This window comes from Salinarimonas sp. (assembly GCF_040111675.1).
Taxonomy (GTDB): domain Bacteria; phylum Pseudomonadota; class Alphaproteobacteria; order Rhizobiales; family Beijerinckiaceae; genus Salinarimonas.
The window spans coordinates 696099-715522 of record NZ_CP157794.1; the positions used below are offsets into that span (position 1 = coordinate 696099).

At 73.0% G+C, this 19424-nt stretch carries 20 protein-coding genes; 5 read left to right on the forward strand and 15 right to left on the reverse strand.

Annotation, left to right across the window (positions count from 1 at the left end; all coding sequences use genetic code 11):
• The first annotated feature begins 35 nt into the window (after window positions 1-35).
• Together ABL310_RS03175 and ABL310_RS03180 are read left to right on the forward strand one after the other, a co-directional pair.
• The gene (locus tag ABL310_RS03175) at window positions 36-776 is read left to right on the forward strand and encodes a LuxR family transcriptional regulator (protein ID WP_349370269.1); all 741 of its coding nucleotides are present in this window, start codon (window positions 36-38) and stop codon (window positions 774-776) included.
• A gap of 89 nt (window positions 777-865) precedes the next feature.
• A complete protein-coding gene (locus ABL310_RS03180; RefSeq protein WP_349370270.1) occupies window positions 866-1543 on the forward strand; it encodes a hypothetical protein in 678 nt (225 codons plus the stop codon).
• A 44-nt stretch (window positions 1544-1587) separates the two neighbouring features.
• Here the strand turns inward: ABL310_RS03180 and recN are convergent, their stop codons facing one another.
• The 7 genes from recN to ABL310_RS03215 all read right to left on the reverse strand — a co-directional run bounded on the left by recN (window position 1588) and on the right by ABL310_RS03215 (window position 10711).
• Complete coding sequence (gene recN / locus ABL310_RS03185) at window positions 1588-3261, reverse strand: DNA repair protein RecN (protein WP_349370271.1); 1674 nt, start codon at window positions 3259-3261, stop codon at window positions 1588-1590.
• A gap of 13 nt (window positions 3262-3274) precedes the next feature.
• Window positions 3275-4174 carry an outer membrane protein assembly factor BamD gene (locus tag ABL310_RS03190; RefSeq protein ID WP_349370272.1) on the reverse strand — a complete coding sequence of 300 codons (900 nt, stop codon included), beginning with the start codon at window positions 4172-4174 and terminating at the stop codon, window positions 3275-3277.
• Between the two features lie 149 nt (window positions 4175-4323).
• Window positions 4324-5265 (reverse strand): UDP-3-O-acyl-N-acetylglucosamine deacetylase, encoded by a 942-nt coding sequence (gene lpxC / locus ABL310_RS03195; protein ID WP_349370273.1) that lies wholly within the window; start codon window positions 5263-5265, stop codon window positions 4324-4326.
• Between the two features lie 318 nt (window positions 5266-5583).
• Window positions 5584-7431 (reverse strand): cell division protein FtsZ, encoded by a 1848-nt coding sequence (gene ftsZ, locus ABL310_RS03200; RefSeq protein ID WP_349370274.1) that lies wholly within the window; start codon window positions 7429-7431, stop codon window positions 5584-5586.
• A 105-nt stretch (window positions 7432-7536) separates the two neighbouring features.
• Entirely contained in the window at window positions 7537-8853 is a 1317-nt protein-coding gene (gene ftsA, locus ABL310_RS03205) for a cell division protein FtsA (protein WP_349370275.1), read from the reverse strand.
• Window positions 8850-9821, reverse strand: coding sequence for a cell division protein FtsQ/DivIB (locus tag ABL310_RS03210; RefSeq protein WP_374730362.1), 972 nt, complete (start codon window positions 9819-9821; stop codon window positions 8850-8852). The genes ftsA and ABL310_RS03210 overlap by 4 nt, the downstream gene beginning before the upstream one ends.
• Window positions 9788-10711, reverse strand: a complete 924-nt coding sequence (locus ABL310_RS03215) for a D-alanine--D-alanine ligase (RefSeq protein ID WP_349371985.1) — start codon at window positions 10709-10711, stop codon at window positions 9788-9790. The genes ABL310_RS03210 and ABL310_RS03215 overlap by 34 nt, the downstream gene beginning before the upstream one ends.
• Window positions 10712-10947: 236 nt before the next feature.
• Between ABL310_RS03215 and ABL310_RS03220 the strand changes: the two genes are divergently transcribed.
• Window positions 10948-11676 carry a ribonuclease HII gene (locus ABL310_RS03220; RefSeq protein WP_349370277.1) on the forward strand — a complete coding sequence of 243 codons (729 nt, stop codon included), beginning with the start codon at window positions 10948-10950 and terminating at the stop codon, window positions 11674-11676.
• A 25-nt stretch (window positions 11677-11701) separates the two neighbouring features.
• Here the strand turns inward: ABL310_RS03220 and ABL310_RS03225 are convergent, their stop codons facing one another.
• From ABL310_RS03225 to ABL310_RS03235, 3 genes are all read right to left on the reverse strand, one after another.
• Window positions 11702-12439 carry a hypothetical protein gene (locus ABL310_RS03225; protein ID WP_349370278.1) on the reverse strand — a complete coding sequence of 246 codons (738 nt, stop codon included), beginning with the start codon at window positions 12437-12439 and terminating at the stop codon, window positions 11702-11704.
• Between the two features lie 82 nt (window positions 12440-12521).
• Complete coding sequence (gene metW, locus ABL310_RS03230) at window positions 12522-13169, reverse strand: methionine biosynthesis protein MetW (RefSeq protein WP_349370279.1); 648 nt, start codon at window positions 13167-13169, stop codon at window positions 12522-12524.
• A gap of 1 nt (window position 13170) precedes the next feature.
• Window positions 13171-14355: a homoserine O-acetyltransferase gene (locus ABL310_RS03235; RefSeq protein WP_349370280.1), complete on the reverse strand. Its 1185-nt coding sequence runs from the start codon at window positions 14353-14355 to the stop codon at window positions 13171-13173.
• Window positions 14356-14536: 181 nt separating this feature from the next.
• Between ABL310_RS03235 and ABL310_RS03240 the strand changes: the two genes are divergently transcribed.
• The gene (locus ABL310_RS03240) at window positions 14537-14959 is read left to right on the forward strand and encodes a hypothetical protein (RefSeq protein ID WP_349370281.1); all 423 of its coding nucleotides are present in this window, start codon (window positions 14537-14539) and stop codon (window positions 14957-14959) included.
• Window positions 14960-14971: 12 nt separating this feature from the next.
• Here the strand turns inward: ABL310_RS03240 and ABL310_RS03245 are convergent, their stop codons facing one another.
• The 4 genes from ABL310_RS03245 to ABL310_RS03260 all read right to left on the reverse strand — a co-directional run bounded on the left by ABL310_RS03245 (window position 14972) and on the right by ABL310_RS03260 (window position 17108).
• On the reverse strand, window positions 14972-15112 hold the full coding sequence (locus ABL310_RS03245; RefSeq protein ID WP_349370282.1) for a hypothetical protein: 141 nt from the start codon (window positions 15110-15112) through the stop codon (window positions 14972-14974).
• Between the two features lie 41 nt (window positions 15113-15153).
• Window positions 15154-15648, reverse strand: a complete 495-nt coding sequence (locus ABL310_RS03250; RefSeq protein WP_349370283.1) for a hypothetical protein — start codon at window positions 15646-15648, stop codon at window positions 15154-15156.
• A gap of 11 nt (window positions 15649-15659) precedes the next feature.
• Window positions 15660-15905: a hypothetical protein gene (locus ABL310_RS03255; protein ID WP_349370284.1), complete on the reverse strand. Its 246-nt coding sequence runs from the start codon at window positions 15903-15905 to the stop codon at window positions 15660-15662.
• 279 nt (window positions 15906-16184) lie between these two features.
• The gene (locus ABL310_RS03260; protein ID WP_349370285.1) at window positions 16185-17108 is read right to left on the reverse strand and encodes a DMT family transporter; all 924 of its coding nucleotides are present in this window, start codon (window positions 17106-17108) and stop codon (window positions 16185-16187) included.
• Between the two features lie 162 nt (window positions 17109-17270).
• On the opposite strand from ABL310_RS03260, the gene ABL310_RS03265 reads away from it, so the two are divergent.
• Complete coding sequence (locus ABL310_RS03265; protein WP_349370286.1) at window positions 17271-18437, forward strand: acetyl-CoA acetyltransferase; 1167 nt, start codon at window positions 17271-17273, stop codon at window positions 18435-18437.
• A 50-nt stretch (window positions 18438-18487) separates the two neighbouring features.
• Here the strand turns inward: ABL310_RS03265 and ABL310_RS03270 are convergent, their stop codons facing one another.
• Window positions 18488-19372, reverse strand: a complete 885-nt coding sequence (locus tag ABL310_RS03270; protein WP_349370287.1) for a phasin family protein — start codon at window positions 19370-19372, stop codon at window positions 18488-18490.
• Between the last annotated feature and the right edge of the window lie 52 nt (window positions 19373-19424).

Genomic DNA, 19424 nt, shown 5'->3' on the forward strand with positions numbered 1-19424 from the left:
TGCACTACGACACGATGGGGGACGGAGTCGTTCGCATGTCCCGCCGCTCGCTCGATCAGACGCTCGAGATCACGCGATCCATCGATCGCGCACGCAGCCCTGCCGATATCGCCGAGGCGCTGCTCTTCACCGGCGCGCGCTTCGGCTTCGAGCGCGTGCTCGCGGGGACGATGCCGGCTCCGGGGTCGACCCGGAGCCAGCAGCTCGCGCACGTCCTCCTCGCGGACTGGCCCGACGAATGGGCCCGGCGCTACTTCAGCCACGGCTACCTTTTCGCCGACCCGGCGATCCGGCGGGTGCGCGCGGTCGGCGGGCCGTTCCTCTGGAGCGAGCTGGAGCTCGATTGCGCCGAGGACGCCGCGGCGCGCCGCGTCATGAACGAGGCGGGGGAGTTCGGCCTGCGCGCCGGCTTCACCGTGCCCCTGGCCATGCTCGACGGCGCCGTGGCCGGCTTCTCCCTCGCCGGGGAGCGCGTCGAGCTTCCGCCCGCCATGCGGGGGGCGCTCACGCTGATCGGCTCCTACGCCGTGGCCCGCTGCGTACAGCTCGCGAGCCCCGTCGACGCGGCGCGCCGCCGGCCGCCGAGGCTCTCGCCGCGCGAGACCGAGGCTCTGCAATGGGCCGCCGAAGGTCGGACCGAGGGCGAGATCGCGGAGGCCATGGGCATTTCCGAGCACGGCGTCGACAAGCACATGCGAGTCGCGCGCCGCAAGCTCGGCACGCGCAACCGAACGCATGCCGTCGCCGAGGCGATCAGGCTCGGCCTCGTCCGCTGACGCCCCCCCCGGTACGGGATCGCGTACTATCGTGCGACCATACGCTGCGTCTAAAGACGACAGACGGACGAAGGGGCAACAAGCACGTCATGCGCGACGATCCGAGCACCTCGCACGGCGCTACCCGGCTCGACGACCTTCGCGCCGCCGCCGAAGCAGCGGCGGGCTTCGAGCGGGCGATCCGCATCGCGCGATCGGGCGAGGGAGGGGTGCCCACTCTCTCGCCTGCGGAGGCCGCCGGCGCGCTGGAGGAGGCTCGGCGGAGCGCCGACGCCGCCGCACGCGCCATCCTCGCCGCTCCACCGAGCCTCGCCGATCCCGCCGCCCGTCACGAAGCGCGCCTGTGGCTGGCGCGCCCGCGCGCCGGGTCGCGCGCGGCGGCCTCCGGCCCGGGGCCGGTCGGCGGCTCCCTCGCCGCGGTGGACGCGGGCGCCCTCGTCGCGACGATCGAGACGGTCGACGGTCTCGCCGCGATCCACGCTCTCGCCCTCGGTCTCGCCGAAAGCTGCACCTTGCGCGGCGGCCCGCCGCTCGAGGACCCGGACGCCGCCTTCAGCGCCGGCCTGCTCGGCCGCTTCGGGCACGCGCTCGCCGCCGCGGCGGCAGAGCGGCTGGAAGAGACGCGCCCCGCCTCGCAGGCCGACGCCCGCCTGCGCGCGGCCTCGCTGATCGCCCAGGCCGTCTCCCGCGGCGACGGCCGCGCGCTCGAGCGCGCCGCGATGATCGCGATGGAGGCGGGGCTGGAGATGTACGAGCTGGAGGACTGAGGCGGGACCCGCGTCGCTCTCCGCGAGGACGTCGCCGCGCGCCCTCAGCGCACCGCCGCCTCGAGCAGCTTCTTCGCCGCCGCGCGGGCCTCGTCGGTGATGGTGGCGCCCGCCAGCATGCGGGCGATCTCGTCGCGACGTGGCGCCTCGCGGAGCGGCGCGACCCGGGTGGCGACGCGATCCGAGCCGTCGACCGGCTCCTTCGAGATTAGGTAGTGCGCCCCCGCGCGCGCCGCGACCTGCGGCGCGTGGGTCACGGCCATGACCTGCACCCGCTCGGCGAGGCGCGCGAGCCGCTGGCCGATGGCGTCCGCCACCGCGCCGCCGACGCCGGTGTCGATCTCGTCGAAGACGAGGGTCGGGGCGGAGCCCTTGTCGGCGAGCACGACCTTGAGCGCCAGCATGAAGCGCGAGAGCTCGCCGCCGGACGCCACCTTCATCATCGGGCCGGGCCGCGTGCCGGGATTGGTCTGCGCCCAGAACTCGACGCGGTCGAAGCCGGCCGCGTCGCGGCTCGCCTCGTCCACCTCGACCTGCGTGATGAACTTCGCCCGCTCGAGCTTGAGCGGCGGCAGCTCGGCGCAGACGGCCTCGTCGAGGGCGTGCGCGGCGGCGCGACGGGCCTCGCTGAGCGCCAGGGCCGCGGCCATGTAGGCCGTGTCCGCCTCGGCCAGCGCCGCCTCGAGCCCGTGCAGCTTCTCCTCGCCCGCGTCGATCTCGGCGAGGTCGCCGGCATGACGCTCGGCCAGGGCCGCGAGGTCGTCGGGCGCGACGTCGTACTTGCGGCCGGCGGCGCGCAGCGCGAAGAGCCGCTCCTCCGCGGCCTCGAGCTCGTGCGGGTCGAACTCGGCGGCGCGCATCGCCTCCTCGAGCGCGGCGCGGGCCTCGTCGAGGGCGACGAGGGCGGCGTCGAGCGCCTTCACCGGCGGGTCGACCAGGGCCGGCGCCTGCGCCCCGCGTCGCTCCAGCTTGCGCACCGCGGCCGACAGCGCCGCCACGGGGGAGGCGTTGCCCGCGACCGAATCGTAGGCCTCGGAGAGGTCGGAAGCGACCTTCTCGGCTTGCATCATCGCCGCGCGGCGCTCGGCGAGCGCGGCCTCCTCGCCGGGCTTGGGCGCGAGCGCCGCGAGCTCCTCGACCGCGTGGCGCAGGTAGTCCGCCTCGCGCCGCGCCGCCTCGATTCGGGCGCGGTGGCGCTCCAGCGCCTGGCGCGCCTCGCGCACCGCACGCGCCGCGGAGGCGACCGCGGCGGCCTGCGGCTGCAATCCGCCGAAGGCGTCGAGGATGGCGCGGTGGGAGGCGGGGTCGACCAGCGCGCGGTCGGCGTTCTGGGCGTGGATCTCGACGAGCGTCGCGCCGATGGCGCGCAGCACCTGCACGGAGACGGCCTGGTCGTTGACCCAGGCGCGGGTGCGCCCGTCGGCCATCTGCACGCGGCGCAGGATCAGGTCGCCTTCGGTGTCGATCTCGGCCTCGGCCGCGATCGCGCGGCCGGGATGGTCGAGGGGCACGTCGAACACCGCCGTGACGACGCCCTGCCTCTCGCCGTGGCGCACCAGCGCGCCGTCGCCGCGCCCGCCGAGGGCGAGCGAGACCGAATCGAGCAGGATCGACTTGCCGGCGCCGGTCTCGCCGGTGAGCACGGCGAGGCCGTCGCCGAACGAAAGCTCGAGCCGGTCGATCAGGACGATGTCGCGGATCGAGAGCTGGACGAGCATGGGTCTGAGCGGATCAGCCGCCGATGCCGATCACCGTCCGCGTGAACCCGCGGAAGGCGCGGCTGATCCACGAATCCCGGTTCTCGCGCGGCTCCAGGCCGCCGGATTGCAGGAGCGCGTAGCTGTCCTGATACCATTGCGATTCGGGGAAATTGTGCCCGAGCACCGCGGCCGCGGTCTGCGCCTCGTCGGTGATGCCCATGGCCATGTAGGCCTCGGTGAGCCGTGCGAGCGCCTCCTCGGAGTGGCGCGTGGTCTGGTACTGGGCGACGACGGTGCGGAAGCGATTGATGGCGCCCGGATAGTTGCGCTGCTCGAGATAGTAGCGCCCGACCTCCATCTCCTTGCCGGCGAGCTGGTCGAGGGCGAACTGCATCTTGGCGCGGGCGTCCTCGACGTAATCCGACTGCGGATAACGATCGATCAGCTCCTGGAAGGCGCGCAGCGCCTCGGCGGTGCGCGTCTGGTCGCGCGTCACGTCCGGGATCTGGTTGAAGTTCGACATCGCCAGGATGTACTGGGCGTAGTCGGCGTCCTCCTGGGCCGGGTAGAGCTGGAGGTAGCGCTCGGCGGTGTTGGAGCTGTCGTCGTAGGCGCCGCCGGCGAACTGCGCGTAGGCCTGCATGATCAGGGCGCGGCGCGCGAACTCGCTGTAGGGATAGGCCTCCTCGATCTCCTCGAAGCGCTCTGCCGCGGTCTGCCACTGGCCGCGATCGATCAGCGAGAGACCCTCGTTGTAGAGCTCCTCCGCCGGGCGCGTCTCGACGATTTCGGGCTCGTACTTCTCGGCCCGGTCGAACGGGTTGAGGGACGCGACCGTCTCGCAGCCGGCGACGGTCAGGCCGAGCCCGAGGATGACGAGAGAGCGGACGGCGCCCGCTTTCGCGCCTCGATACGCATTCGCGAAAGACATGCCCCGATCAACCTCCGGAAGGATTTGCGCCGCACCCGGAGCCCGTGGCCGGCGTCGTCGTCGTCGCGCTGTTTACCTCAGCCGTCGCGATCCGCAAAGCGGCTTCGCGCCTGTGTGCTCACGAGACGCGATCGACGAGGCCGGCGAGATCAGCGCGTCTGGGCGCCGAAGGCCGCGATCGGCAGCGGCATGGCGGTCTCGGCCGGCTCCCGACGACCGCCCAGCTCGACGATCTCGTAGTTCGCACGATCGGCGAACAAGGCTTCGAGGACGGCGAAATTGAGGCGGTGGCCGCCCCGGAAGGCGCGGTAGGCGCCGACGAGCGGATGGCCGGCGAGCGCGAGGTCCCCGACCGCGTCGAGGAGCTTGTGGCGGGCGAACTCGTCCGCGAAGCGCAGGCCTTCGGGGTTGACGACCCCGTCCTCGCCGACGGCGACGGTGTTCTCGAGCGAGGCGCCGAGCGCGAAGCCCGCCTTCCACAGAGCCTCGACGTCGCGCATGAAGCCGAAGGTGCGCGCCGGGGCGATCTCGCGGCGGAAGCTCGACGGCGTCAGCTCGCAGACGCGGCGCTGGCGGCCGATCGCCGCGTGGGGGAAGTCGATCTCGACGTCGAGCCGCAGGCCCTTCTCCGCCGGCAGCAGCTCGACGAAGGACGCGCCCTTCTCGACCCGAACGGGGCGACGGACCTTGACGAACCGGCGCGCCGCGGCCTGGGTGACGACGCCGACGCTCTCGATCGCTGCGACGAAGGGGCCGGCGGAGCCGTCGAGGATCGGCATCTCGGCGCCGTCGATCTCGACGAGCACGTTGTCGACACCCATCCCGGCGAGCGCCGCCATCAGATGCTCGATCGTGGCGACGCAGCCGCTCTCGCGGGCGCCGACGACGGTGCACAGCTCGGTGGCGGAGACGTTGAGATGGCGGGCCGCGATCAGGCGGTCGATGCCGTTGGGAAGCCCGGTGCGCAGGAAGACGATGCCGTGGTGGGGGTCCGCAGGATGCAGGGTCACGGAAACCGGCTCGCCGGAATGGACGCCGATGCCGGCGATCTCGACGGGAGCGCGAAGCGTGACTTGGTACATCTTGCTCATCGTTCTCTTTTCCGCACAAGAGACCTGGTCCGGAAAGACGACGCCTTCCGACCGAGCGGTTCCTGTCCGTGTCTTCAGCCCCGAGCGACTCGCGCGATTCGCGGCCGCCTCTTCCTGTATGCGGCGCACCATAGTCGGCGCTGCGGGGTTCAGCCAAATCACGTTGTCTAACGCTCTGTTACAAATCGCCACGATTTGGCCCAAACCGCGGCGGCGTTGATTTCCTTGGGCTTTTCGCCGCGGCCTCTGAAAACGCGAACGCCCCGGACGCTGGCGGCGTCCGGGGCGCGGGGACAGGACCGGGGAGAGGGCGTGCGGTCAGTTGGCCTGGCGGCGCAGGAAGGCCGGGATCTCCAGCTGGTCGTCGTCGAGCGAGCGCGGCTGGGCGGGCGCGCGGCCGTGCGGGTCGAGATTGCCCTGGGCCGGGCGGTAGCCCTGCGGCGCCGCCGGGCGCTTGGCGTATTCGGCGTGCACCGAGGAGGCGGCCGCCGGCGCCGCGGGCGCGACGGGAGCCTGGGGAGCCGGCTGGCGCGGGGCCTGCGGCTGCGCCGCCTGCTGCTGGCGCGGAGCCGGCGCCTGGGGCTGCTGGCGCGGCGCGGGCGCCGGCTGCTCCTCCCGGCGGCCGAAGCCGACGGTGGCGAGGCGGTGCAGCAGGCCACGCTTCTGCTCGGCCTCCGGCTGGGCCTCGCGGGCGCGCAGCTGGTTCTGCGCCGGCAGCGGCAGCTCGTCGACGCGCGGCATGCGCGGGGCGCGGGGCACGCGCTCGGCCTGCGGCGGCACGAAGATGTCCTCGTGCGAGGCCTCGGGCTCCGGCTCGGCCTGGCGCGCGGCGCGCGGGGCGTCGACGGAGAGGCCGGCCATCGCCTCGGCGACGGCGCGCTCGGCGGCGGCGGTCGCGGCGGCGTTCGGCTGCTGCGACGCGACGGTGGCCGGGGCGGGCTCGGGCTCGACCGGCGCGGCCTCGGCCGGCGCTTCGACCTGCGCGGCCGGCGCCTGCGCGACCGGCTCGGCCGCGGGCTTCGCGGGCGCCTCGGCGGCGGGACGCTGGGCCGGGACCTGCGGGACCGTGGTGGTCGTCGGCGCGGCGGCCTGCTGCTGCGCCGCCGCGGCGCGGGCGCGGGCCTCGGCGCGCAGGCGCTCGGCGACCTCGGCGATGCGCTGCTCGGTGGCGGAGACCTCCATCGCCGCCGCGGCGAGCTCCTGGTCGATGCCGGTGGCGACCACCGACACGCGGATCACGCCCTCGAGCGTGTGGTCGAAGGTGGCGCCCAGGATGATGTTCGCCTCCGAATCGACCTCCTCGCGGATGCGGGTCGCCGCCTCGTCCACCTCGTAGAGGGTGAGGTCCGGGCCGCCGGTGATGGAGATGAGCAGCCCGCGGGCGCCCTTCATCGAGACGTCGTCGAGGAGCGGGTTGGCGATCGCCGCCTCGGCCGCCTGCTGGGCGCGGCCGTCGCCGGAGGCCTCGCCCGTGCCCATCATCGCCTTGCCCATGCCGCGCATGATCGCGCGCACGTCGGCGAAGTCGAGGTTGATGAGGCCCTCCTTCACCATCAGGTCGGTGATGCAGGCGACGCCGGAATAGAGCACCTGGTCCGCCATCGCGAAGGCGTCGGCGAAGGTGGTGCGCTCGTTGGCGACGCGGAAGAGGTTCTGGTTGGGGATGACGATGAGCGTGTCGACGTTCGCCTGCAGCTCCTCGATGCCCGATTCGGCGAGGCGCATGCGGCGCGAGCCCTCGAACTGGAAGGGCTTGGTGACGACGCCCACCGTGAGGATGCCCATCTCGCGGGCCGCGCGGGCCACGACCGGGGCGGCGCCGGTGCCGGTGCCGCCGCCCATGCCGGCGGTGATGAACACCATGTGCGCGCCCGAGAGCTGATCGCGGATCTCGTCGATCACCTCCTCGGCGGCGGCGCGGCCGACGTCCGGCTGCGAGCCCGCGCCCAGGCCCTCGGTAACCGCCACGCCCATCTGGACGATGCGGCTCGCCCGCGAGGAGGCGAGCGCCTGCGCGTCGGTGTTCGCGACCACGAACTCGACGCCCTGGAGCCCCGAGTCGATCATGTTGTTGACGGCGTTGCCGCCGGCGCCGCCGACGCCGAAGACCGTGATGTGCGGCTTGAGCTCGCGGATGTCCGGAGCCTGCAGATTGATCTGAGCCATGGCTTGCCCTCTCGTGCCCTGTCCCGTGTCCCGCGGCGCGTCTTCGCGCCGCCCCTGTCGTCCCGTACGCGCCGCCCCCGTTACGCCGGTGCGGTCGCGCGCTCCTCAGAAGCTCTCGCGCAGCCAGCGGCCCACCCGAGAGAAGTACCCCTGCGCCTCGCCCCCGCCCGCCTGGCCGCCGCCGCGCGCGTCGAAGCGCTCGGCATGGGCGACCTGCGGGTAGACGAGCAGCCCGACCGCGGCCGAGAAGGCCGGGCCCTTGGCCGCCTCGGGCAGCCCCTTGATCCCGAGCGGGCGGCCGATGCGGACCTGCCCTTCGAGAATGCGTCGCGCCGTCTCCGGCAGCCCCGCGAGCTGGCTCGCGCCGCCGGTGAGCACGATCCGCCGCCCGGGACGGGCCGGGTGGCCCGCCTCGGCGAGGCGATCGCGCACGAGCTCGAGGATCTCCTCGACCCGCGGCTTGATGATCCGCACGAGGTGCGATTTCGGCAGATGGTTGGCGACGTCGCGCTCGTCGTCGTCGACCTGCGGGACGCTGATCAGGTCCCGCTCGTCGGCCGCCGAGGCGATGCACGCTCCGTGCAGCGTCTTCAGGCGCTCCGCGGCGGCGAGGCGGGTCGAGAGGCCGCGCGCCACGTCCATCGTGACGTGGTGCCCGCCGACCGCGAGCGCGTCGGCGTGGACCAGATGCCCCGCCTCGAACACGCCGACGGAGGTGGTGCCGCAGCCGCAATCGATGACGACCACGCCCATCTCCGCCTCGTCGTCCGACAAGGCCGAGAGGCCCGCGGCGTAGGGCGTCGCGACGATCGCCTCGACGTCGAGATGGCAGCGCTCGACCGCGACCATCAGGTTGCGCGCGGCCGCCGCCTGGGCGCCGACGACGTGGAGATCGACCGAGAGCTTCTCGCCGAGCATGCCCGTCGGGTCGGCGATGCCTCCCTGGGCGTCGAGCGTGTAGGAGAGCGGGATCGAGTGCAGCGGCACCCGACCCTGGCCGACGCCCCCGGCATAGGCGAGCCGCAGCGCGCGCTGGATCTCGGCCTCGCCGACCAGCCCGCGGGCCGTCACCGACGACGACATCCGCTGCGAGGCGATGCGCCCGCCGGTGAGGTTCACGATGACGGACTGGATCTCGACCTTCGCCATCCGCTCGGCGGCGTGGACGGCGTGGCGGATCGCGCTCTCGACGGCGTCGAGATCGACGATGGCGCCGCCCTTGAGCCCCATCGAGCGATGGTGACCGATGCCGAGGATGCGCGCCAGATGCGTGCGGCCGGAGAGCCCCTCGGCCCCGTCCCAGGGCTGCAGCTGCGCGACGAGGCACACGACGTTGGCCGTGCCCACGTCGAGCACCGAGAGAAGTGCGCTCTTGCGGGCCGACAGCGGCTTGAGGCGGGGCAGGACGACGTTCGCGGTCACGTGTTCACTCCCCGCCCGCGCAGCGGACGATCCTTCATCTCCTCGGCGCGAGCCTGCGCGGCGTCCTCGGTGAGGCGCACGACCACCCGGTCGGGCAGTCGCAGGTCGACGGCGATGATGTCCTTCTCGAGCAGCCCGTGCGCGGCCTCGAGCGCGACGAGGCGCTCGAGCGCGGCCATCGGGTCGCGTTCGGGCAGGCGCACGTCGAGGCCGGTGTCGAGCTTGAGCGTCCAGCGCCGCTCGGCGACGAGGGTGCCGGCGCGAATGCGCGCGCGCAGCGGCCCGGCGGCGTCGACGATGGCGAAATAATCCTCCAGCCGTCCGTTGGCGCCCTCGCCGACGACGTGCGGCAGGGCGGCGTAGCGCGGATCCTCGCTGAACAGGTCGATCACCTCGCCGTCGGCGGAAATGACGTAGACCTGGCCGTCGACCTGCCAGAGCGCGTAGGGCTCGCGCTCGACGAGGCCGATCGTGACCTGGTCGGGAAACAGCTTGCGCACGGAGGCCGAGCGCACGAGCGGCAGGGCTTCCAGCCCTTCGCGGGCCACCTCGGCGTCGAGGAAGGGCAGCGAGACGGTGGGGTCGATGCCCGCGGCGTCGAGCACCTCGCTCTCGCGCAGGCGGGCGATGCCGGAAATGGTGACGGCGTCGACGCCGAAGCCCAGCATGCGCGCGGCGACGTCCCGCGGGGCGCCGTGCTCGGCGAAGAAGGCGTCGAGCCGGCCGCCGGCGGAGAGACCCGAGAGCGTCACGCCGGCGAAGAAGGCGGTGAGCAGGAGAGTGCCGGCGAAGCGCGGCAGGCGGCGTTCGAGGCGGGCGATCGGCCCGCGGCGGCGGAAGGCGGCGGGGAGCGCGGAGGCCATGCTCGCGAACCGGGCGTGGCTGCGGGTCCCGGCATCGGCGCGCGGGGGCGCGCCGCCGGGCGATCCGGCGGTCAGCGATTCAAAGAGGCGTCCTCCACCATCCATCGTACGAGCTCACCGAAACTGTAGCCTGCATGGGCCGCGATCTCCGGGACCAAGCTGGTCTCGGTCATGCCGGGCTGGGTGTTGACCTCCAAGGCGACGAGCCTGCCGGTTCCGTCCGGCCCGTCGTCGTAGCGGAAGTCTGTCCTGGTCACCCCCCGGCAGCCGAGTGCTTGATGCGCCGTTAACGCCGACTGTTGAACCTGATGGTAAATATTCGGTTTAAGATCTGCCGGCAGGACGTGGATCGAGCCGCCCGGGGCGTACTTGGAATCGTAGTCGTAGAAGGCCCCCACGGCGGGCCGAATGTCGATGACGTCCAAGGCTTTGTCGCCCATCACGGCGCAGGTGAGCTCGCGCCCGGGGATGTATTCCTCCGCCAGAAGCACGTCCCCGTAGGGCCAGTCGTCGCGCGCGACCTCCTGCGGTGGGTGGCTGCGGCCCTCGCGCACGATCACCACCCCGAAGGAGGAGCCCTCGGACACGGGCTTGAGCACGTAGGGCGCCGGCAGCACGTGCGCGCGCGCGGCCTCGAAACGGGTGCAGACCACGCCGCGCGCGAGCGGCACGCCGGCGGCGGCGAGAATGGTCTTGGCCTTGTCCTTGTTCATGGCGAGCGCGGAGGCCAGCACGCCCGAATGGGTGTAGGGAATACGCAGGTATTCGAGCAGGCCCTGGATGCGCCCGTCCTCGCCCATCGGCCCGTGCAGGGCGTTGAAGGCGACGTCGGGGGCGAGGTCGGCGAGGGTGCGCGCCACGTCGGGCGTGACGTCGACGCGCGTCACCCGGTAGCCCCCGCTCTCCAGCGCGGCGGCGCAGGCCCGCCCCGAATTCAGGCTCACCGGCCGCTCGGCCGACCAGCCGCCCATCAGGACCGCGACGTGCTTCATGATGCTGTTCCTCGTCCTGGCCGGGCGCGCGGCGGCGCCCGGATCGTGCCCCCCGGCGCGGCGTCGGCCGAGCTTGGTGCGTCATGCTGAACGCGCGGTAAACGCGCGCCGCTCCGAGAGGAGGGGGTAGCGTGCGACGCCGCGGCGCGCAAATCGTCTCGGCAGGCGGTTCGCGCACGACGCCTCGGCGGCTAAAGTCCGAGCCGAGGGCGGCGATTCGCTCGGCCCACGGAGACCCCATGCCCCCGCGCGACAAGACCGCCGCGAAGGCCAAGACGTCTCTGCCGCGCCTCGACGGCCGGCGCGAGCGCGCGCTCGCGCCCGGCGGGATCGTCGCGGGCATCGACGAGGCCGGCCGCGGGCCGCTCGCCGGGCCCGTGGTCTGCGCGGCGGTGGTCTTCCACGGCCCCGTCCCGCGCGGTCTCGCCGATTCGAAGCTGCTCGAGCCCGCGCGCCGCGAGGAGCTCTACGGCCTCGTGCTGGAGCGCGCCCATGTCGCGGTGGCGAGCGCCGGCCCGGACGAGATCGATCGGCACAACATCCGCGGCGCGACCCTGCGCGCCATGTGCCGGGCGCTGCTCGCGCTGCCCTGCGCGCCGAGCCTCGCCCTCGTGGACGGGCGCGACGTTCCGCCCGGCTTGACCTGCGAGGGGAGGGCGATCGTCGGCGGCGACGCCTCCATCGCCGCCATCGCCGCCGCCTCCATCGTCGCCAAGGTCATGCGCGACCGGATCATGACGCGCCTCGACGCGGCGCATCCGGCCTACGGCTTCGCGCGCCACATGGGCTATTCGACGCCCGAGCACATGGCGGCCCTCGCCGCGCACGGGCCGTGCCCGGCCCATCGCCGCAGCTTCGCGCCGGTGCGCGCCGCGTTGCCGGAGGCCGAACGCCTCGCCGTGGAGGCGCGGCTCGAGCGCGCGCGCATGGAAAAGGCCGGCGCGCAGGCCGACCTCCTCCTTCTCTAGGTCGCGATGGTCCGCGGGCCGGTCCTCAGCCCTGCGGCGTGAAGACCTGGCCGTCGAGCATCTCGCACGAGCCGGTCTCGGCGGAGATGCGGAAGCCCTCGCCCTCCTCCTCGACCGTGCAGGTCATCGGGAATTCGGCCTCGCCCGTGGCGCCGGACGCGTTCGAGAGCGTCATCGTATCGCCGAAGACGCGCCAATCGCCGGTCACCTCGTCGCCGCCCGGGCCGGTCAGCGTGAAGGTGCCCGCATCCGAGAGCTCGAGCGACAGCTGGTCGGAGGCGTAGGAGCCCGGGTCGACCATGGCGGCCGTGGTGGCGCTGATGGCGCCCGTGGCTTCGGCGCCCTCCGTCGGCGTGGCGAGGGCGGTCTCGGTGTCGCCGGCCTCCGGCGTGATCACCGTCACCTCGGGCTCGCCGCCGCCCTCGACGATCGGCTCGACCTCGGTCATCTGGGTCGACGTCGTGGGCTCGGCGGTCGTGCCGCCGGCCTCCGGCGTGATCACGGCGACCTCCTCCTCGACCTCGGTCTCGATGGGCTCGACGGCCTCGGCGGTCTCCTGCTCGAGGGCGGCGGCGCCCTCGGCGACCTCGGTCCCGACGGCCTCGGCGCCCTGCTCGATCTCGGCGCCGATCTCGGCGGTCTCCTGCTCGATCACCGCCGTCTCTTCCTCGACGACGGGGGCCTCGGCCGTGGTCTCGGGCTGGTTGTCGCAGGCCGCGAGGGCGAGTATCGCCACGATGGGCGTGATTTTAGCGAAGCGCATAGCGTCACCTCTCGTTCGTGAAAATCGGGCTGACAACGAACGAGGCGGCGTCGCGTTCAATCACGAAAGGTGACGATGGGTATCAACTCCGGCGCAGGAGAAAGACGCCCTGCTCGCCGAGAAGATTCCACGCCCACCAGGGCAGAGGCAGCCGCACCGGCTCTCCCTGCCCGTCGAGCGCCCAGGCGCGCTCCATCCTGGCGCCGACCACCTCCACCAGCCCGACGAAGTCGCGAATGGTGCAGAAGTGGATGTTGGGCGTGTCGTACCAGGAGAAGGGCATGTTCTCGTTCACCGGCATCCGCCCGCGCACGGCGAGATCGACGCGCACCCGCCAATGGCCGAAATTCGGGAACGAGACGATGGCGTGCCGGCCGATGCGCAGCATCTCCTCCAGCACCGCCCGCGGCCGGCGCGTCGCCTGGATCGTCTGCGAGAGCACCACGTAGTCGAAGGCGTCGTCCGGATAGTCGAACAGGTCGGTGTCGGCGTCGCCCTGGATCACGGAGAGGCCCCTGGCCAGGGCCGATGCGACGTTGTCGCGCTCGAGCTCGATGCCGCGGCCGTCGACGCCGTTGCGGTCGCGCAGGAGCGCGAGCAGCGCGCCGTCGCCGCAGCCGACGTCGAGCACGCGCGAGCCCGGCTCGACGATGCCGGCGAGAAGCAGGTGGTCCTTGCGCGGCGCCGCCGCGCCGGCGGACCCGAGGGGAGGGGGCTGATGCGCGGTCATCTCACAGCCCCCGCGCGGCGGCGGCGCCGTCGATGAAGCCGCGCGCCGCGGCGAACATGTCCGGCTCGTCGAGCAGGAAGGCGTCGTGGCCCTTGTCGCTCTCGATCTCGACGAAGGAGACGGACGCCCCCGCCGCATTGAGCGCGCGCACCACCGCGCGGCTCTCCTCGGTGGGGAACAGCCAGTCGGAGGTGAAGCTCATCACGAAGAAGCGCGTCGGCGAGCCTCGGAAGGCGTCGGCGAGCTTGCCGCCGTGCTCGTCGGCGAGGTCGAAATAGTCCATCGCCCGCGTCACGTAGAGATACGAGTTGGCGTCGAAGCGCTCGACGAAGGTGATGCCCTGGTGGCGCAGGTAGCTCTCGATCTGGAAATCGGCGTCGAAGGAGAAGGTCGGCGCCGTGCGCTCCTGCAGGCGGCGGCCGAACTTGCGGTGGAGCGCGCTCTCGGACAGGTAGGTCACGTGCGCGCCCATGCGCGCCACGGCGAGGCCTTTGCGCGGTCGCGCGTCCTCCTCGAGATAGCGGCCGTTGCGCCAGTCCGGATCGGCCATCACCGCCTGGCGGCCGACCTCGTGAAAGGCGATGTTCTGCGCCGAGTGCCGGGCGGAGGCGGCGATCGGCATCGCGGCGAACACCCGGTGCGGGTAGAGCGCCGCCCATTCCAGCACCTGCATGCCGCCCATGGAGCCGCCGGCGACGCAGAACAGGCTGTCGATCCCGAGCTTCGTCACCAGCATCGCCTGGGCGCGCACCATGTCGCGGATCGTCACGAGCGGGAAATCGAGCCCGTAGGGCCGGCCGGTCTCCGGATCGGTGGAGGCCGGCCCCGTCGAGCCCATGCACCCGCCGATCACGTTGGCGCAGATCACGAAGAACCGATCGGTGTCGATCGGCCGGCCGGGACCGACGAAGCTCGACCACCAGCCCGGCTTGCCGGTGACCGGATGGGCGTTCGCGGCGTGCTGGTCGCCGGTCAGCGCGTGGCAGATCAGGACGGCGTTGGAGCGCGCCTCGTTCAAGGTCCCGTAGGTCTGGTAGGCGAGCTGCCAGGGCGCGAGCGCGGCGCCGCAATCCATCATCAGCGGCTCGTCCCGGGCGAAGCGCATGACGAGGCTCTGCGGCTCGTCGGCCTGGGAGCGGGCCTCGCGGGCGAGTGCGGAATCCGGGATCGGGGCGGCGGCGGTCATGGGCTGGTGGTGCGTTCCTGTCGCGGGAATTTGCGGGCGAACCGGCGAACCTGTTCGTTAATGCGAACGGGCTGCCGAGCATAATCCGCCGGGGGATCGGGAGCAATGGGCGATGCTCGATCCTGCGGTTGCGCGGGGGCGCTCCCACCCGCTACCATCCCCGGAGGACGGAGGAGAGCTCATGAAACGGTTCGTGCCCGCCACCCTGCTCGCGCTCCCGTTCCTCGCGCTCGCGGGCGGCCCCGCCGCCGCCGCGGACGTGCAGGAGGTGCTCCGGCAGGAGATCGCGGACGCCTGCGACGGCGCCCCCGGCAAGGTCGCGCGGGAGGGCGCCATCGCGCGCGATCTCGACGGCGACGGGCTCGAGGACCTGATCGTCTCGCACGAGTACATCACGTGCAGCGGGGGCATGATGGGCCGCAGCCTGTTCTGCGGCATGCAGGTCTGCTCGGTGAACGTCTACCTCCGTGGGCCGCGCGGTCTGGCGCTGCGGGAGGAGCTGCTCGGCGCCGGCGTCCGCGTCGGGTCCGGGCCGGTGCCGACGGTGACCATGTACCAGCACGGCGGCGGGGAGTGGTCGTTCACGATGGATCCCGCCCGCTGATTTCGGCCCCGCTCAGCCCTTCTTCTTGGGCGGGCTCGCGGGAGCGGGGGACGCGAGCACGCCCTTGGCGAAGCCGGTCGGCGACGCCGCGGGCTGCTTCTTCGTCTTGGGCTTTCGCGCTTCCTTGTTGCCGCGCATTTGTCCCTTGGCCATCGGTCTCTCCTGTGAGGCCGGTCCGCGCTGATCGCGGCCGGCTATGAATGGTCGTCGTCGCCGGGCGGCTCGGTCGCGACCGGCGGCTTGCGATGCGCCTCCATCGCGGTGACGGTTCCGCTCGGTGATCGCGTGCGTGCCGGGGAGGCGGACGGCCCCCGCCCGGATCTCCCGCGTCCGGATCCTCCGCGGCCGGACTTGCCGACCGCGCGCTTCTCGCGCGTCTGTGTCGCCGGCGCGCCGTCGTCGCCTGCGAGCCGGTCGAAGTCGGCCAGCGTCTGCGCGATCAGTCGGCGGCGGCTCGGGTCGGCCCCCTGCGCGCCGTCGGCGAAGACCTCGAGCAGGTAGCGGGCCGTCTCGACGGCGTCCCACAGCGAGGCGGCGGGCGTCGAGGCGAGCAGCGCCTCGAGCTCCGACTGGCTCGCGCGAACCGCGGCCTGGTCCGCCGCGATCCGGGCGTGGAGCCGGCGCAGCTCGGTGGCCCTGCGCCCGGCGGCGCCGCGCCTGTCGTCGAGCTCGGTGGGATCGTCGTCCAAGGCGGGGCCCCTCAGGCGCCGAGCGCGGTCGCGGGCGATGCCCCGGGCGCGGGGACGCGCATCTCGATCTCGCTCTCGCGGACCGCCCGCTCCCCCGAGCCCGTACCCGCCACGCGGTAGGAGACCTCCCCGCGCTCGTCGAACGGCATCAGCCGCGTGACCCGGTAGATGCCGCTCTCGCTGGCGCGGACGTGGGAGAAGCGCGAGGCGTGGAGCCGCACGTGCTGGTCGACGGCGTATTTGTGCGTCGGCGTCATGCCGTCCTCCTCGCCGCCCGCGGAGCGGCACGGGTCGCGACGATGTCGGCGCGCTCGCACGCGACGGTCTCGGGGCTTCCGCCGCCGTGAGATCCGTACATGAACTCTCCTGGAGAGAGGAATACGACGCCGACGGGAGCGGAAATCCGCCACGATCAGGCCGGCCGTCTGACCTCTCGAAGTTTTTCTTAGCGGGTCGTGGAGCGAATACAAGAAAAATCGCCGCCGACGACTTCGGCCGAGACGGTATCCGCACGCGGCGGCCGCGACGCCCGCTCCTTACGGTGGAGCGGGGGTCGCCGCCGCATCGCGCCGCGCCACCGCCCGCTCGCGCAGGAAGATGTACACGCCCGCCCCCACGATGATCGCCGCGCCCACGACCAGCGCCGGGCGCGGCACGTCGCCGAAGACGAAATAGCCGAGCACGGCGACGAAGAAGAGCAGCGTGTACTGGTAGGGCACGATGGTTGCCGCGTCGGCGAGCTTGAAGGCGCGGTTCACCGCCACGTGGCCGATCATCGAGAGGACGCCCAAGAGCGCGAGGAGGCCCAGATCGAGCCCGCTCGGCGTCACCCAGGCGAAGGGCGCGAGCGCGAGCCCGGCGGCGCCGGCGCCCGCGGTCTGCCAGAAGACGAGCGTCGTGTCGGGCGTGCCGCGCAGGACGCGCGAGAGCAGCATCATGCCGGCGAAGGCGAGGCTGCCGACGATCGACACCGCCGCCGCCGGCGAGAGCGAGGCCCGCGAGGGCTCGAGCGCGATCACCACGCCGAGGAAGCCCACGGCGATGGCGCTCCAGCGCCGCCAGCCGACGCGCTCGCCGAGCACCAGCGGCGAGAGGGCGGCGACGTAGATCGGCGCGGCCATCCAGTAGGTCATCACGTCGGCCAGCGGGAGATAGGCGACGGCGACGTAGAAGCAGAACACCTCCAGCGTCGAGACCGCGACGCGCAGCGCCTGCAGGCCCGGCCGCTCGGGGCGCAGCAGCGCCCGCGCCGTCGCGCCGCGCAGGAAGGGCGCGAGCACGACGAGGGCCGCGACGCTGCGCACCAGCAGCACCTGCCCGGCCGAGTAGGTCGCCACCAGCCACTTGCCGAGCGTGTCGTTGACCGCGAACAGGAACATCGCGAACAGCATCACCGCGATGCCGGCGCGGGCGCCGGGCGTCGAGAGGGCGGAGAGCGTGCGGGCGCGCAGTTCGGTCATGGCGAAGCGGTGAGCGGCGGAGGAGAAGACGCTAGCGCGGCCGAGGGCGCGCGCAAATGCCCGTTCCCGCATTCCAGCCCCGCGCGGCGCGCCTCCCTCTTGCTCCCGCGCCCCTCCGATAGCACATTGCGCCGCAACGGGTTACGCTGTGGAGAGACCGTCATGACCGCCGCCATCGTGGGCTGGGCGCATACGCCCTTCGGCAAATGGGACGAGGAGACCGTCGAGAGCCTGATCGTGCGCGTGGCGCGCGAGGCGCTCGAGCATGCGGGCGTCGAGGCCGCCGACGTGGACGAGATCGTGCTCGGGCACTTCAACGGCGGCTTCTCCGCCCAGGACTTCACCGCCGGCCTCGTGCTGCAGGCCTCCGACGACCTGCGCTTCAAGCCCGCGACGCGCGTCGAGAACGCCTGCGCCACCGGCTCCGCCGCCGTGCATCAGGCGATCCGCGCCATCGAGGCGAAGCAGGCCCGCGTCGTCCTCGTGGTGGGCGTCGAGCAGATGACGCGGACGCCGGGCCCCGAGATCGGCAAGACCCTGCTCAAGGCCTCCTACCTGCCCGAGGACGGGGAGACGCCCGCGGGCTTCGCCGGCGTCTTCGGCAAGATCGCCGCCGCCTATTTCCAGCGCCACGGCGACCAGTCCGACGCGCTCGCCATGATCGCCGCGAAGAATCACGCCAACGGCGTCGAGAACCCCTATGCGCAGATGCGCAAGGATCTGGGCTTCGACTTCTGCCGCGCCGAGAGCGAGAAGAACCCCTTCGTCGCCGGCCCGTTGAAGCGCACCGACTGCTCGCTCGTCTCCGACGGCGCGGCGGCCCTCGTCATCGCCGACGGCGAGACGGCCGCGACCATGCCGCGCGCCGTCGCCTTCCGCGCCCGGGCCCACGCGCAGGACTTCCTGCCGATGTCGAAGCGCGACATCCTGAAGTTCGAGGGCTGCGCGGTGGCCTGGAAGCGGGCGCTGGCGGACGCGGGGATCACGCTCGACGACCTCTCCTTCGTCGAGACCCACGACTGCTTCACCATCGCCGAGCTGATCGAGTACGAGGCCATGGGGCTCGCGCCCGAGGGGCAGGGCTTCCGCGCCATCGCCGAGGGCTGGACGCGCAAGGACGGCAAGCTGCCGGTCAACCCGTCGGGCGGGCTCAAGGCCAAGGGCCACCCGATCGGCGCGACGGGCGTCTCCATGCACGCGCTCTCCGCCATGCAGCTCACGGGCGAAGCCGGCGGCATCCAGGTGAAGGACGCCCGCCTCGGCGGCGTCTTCAACATGGGCGGCGCGGCGGTGGCGAACTACGTGTCGGTGCTGGAACGGGTGCGGTGATCCGTGGATAGGCCCCCCGGGCCGCGACGGCCCGGGAGCGATCGGCGAGCTCAGCGCCGCGTCATCGCCTGCGCCAGCGGCTGGGTCGCCTCGCCGACGAGCTTCGTCGTTGCCTCGGCGAGCGCCTTCATGTGGGCGGCGTTGGCCTCGTAAGCCTCGCGGGCGCCGGACGTCTGCAGGCGGATCGCCTCCGACAGGGAGCCCGCGGTGAGCGTCGAGCGCATCAGCGAGAGCGTCAGGTCGGTGTTGGCGCGCATCAGGTCGAGCATCTGCGCGTTCAGCGCGGCCATGCCGCGGGAGGTGGCGTTGGCGCTCTCGAAGCAGGCCTGGGTCAGGCTCTCGTTGGTCTCGCGCGCCTGGGCGTAGGCGGTGCGGGCGCCGTCGGCCGTGGTCTCCATCATCCGCGCATAGGGCTGCACGAGCCCCTCGGCGCTGGGCAGCCGCGTCAGCCCGACGAGGGAGAAGGCCTCTTCCTGCAGCGACGCCGCCGCAGGGGCAGGGGACGACGCGGCCGGCTCGGGCGCGGCGGGCGCGGCCGCGATGGTCGGCGCCGGAATGTCGGCGGGCGTCGGCGCGACGGTGGGAGCGGGGATCTCGGCGGGCGCGGCGGCCACCGGCTCGGCCGGCGCTTCCGGCACGGGCGCGTCCGGGCGTGGCGCGGCGGCGGCCTTGAGGGCGGCGGACTTCAGCGCGGTGGTCTTCGGAGCGCTCGCCTTGCGCGCGGCGGGCTTCGCCGGCGCGGGATCGGGCTTCGCGGGCGCAGCCGCGGCCGGCGTCGGCGCCTTCGCGGCAGCGGGCGTCGCAGCGGCCGGCTTCGCAACTGCCGGCTTCGCAGCGGCCGGCTTGGGCGCAACCCGCCCCTTCGTCGCTCCGCCGCGGGGAGTCGTCTTGCGCACCGGGGCGTCCTTGCCCTTCACGCTGGTCTCGTCGCTCATGAGCTCGCTCCTCGTCTCGTCTCACCGATGCCGCGGGGTGGGCCGGCGCGGA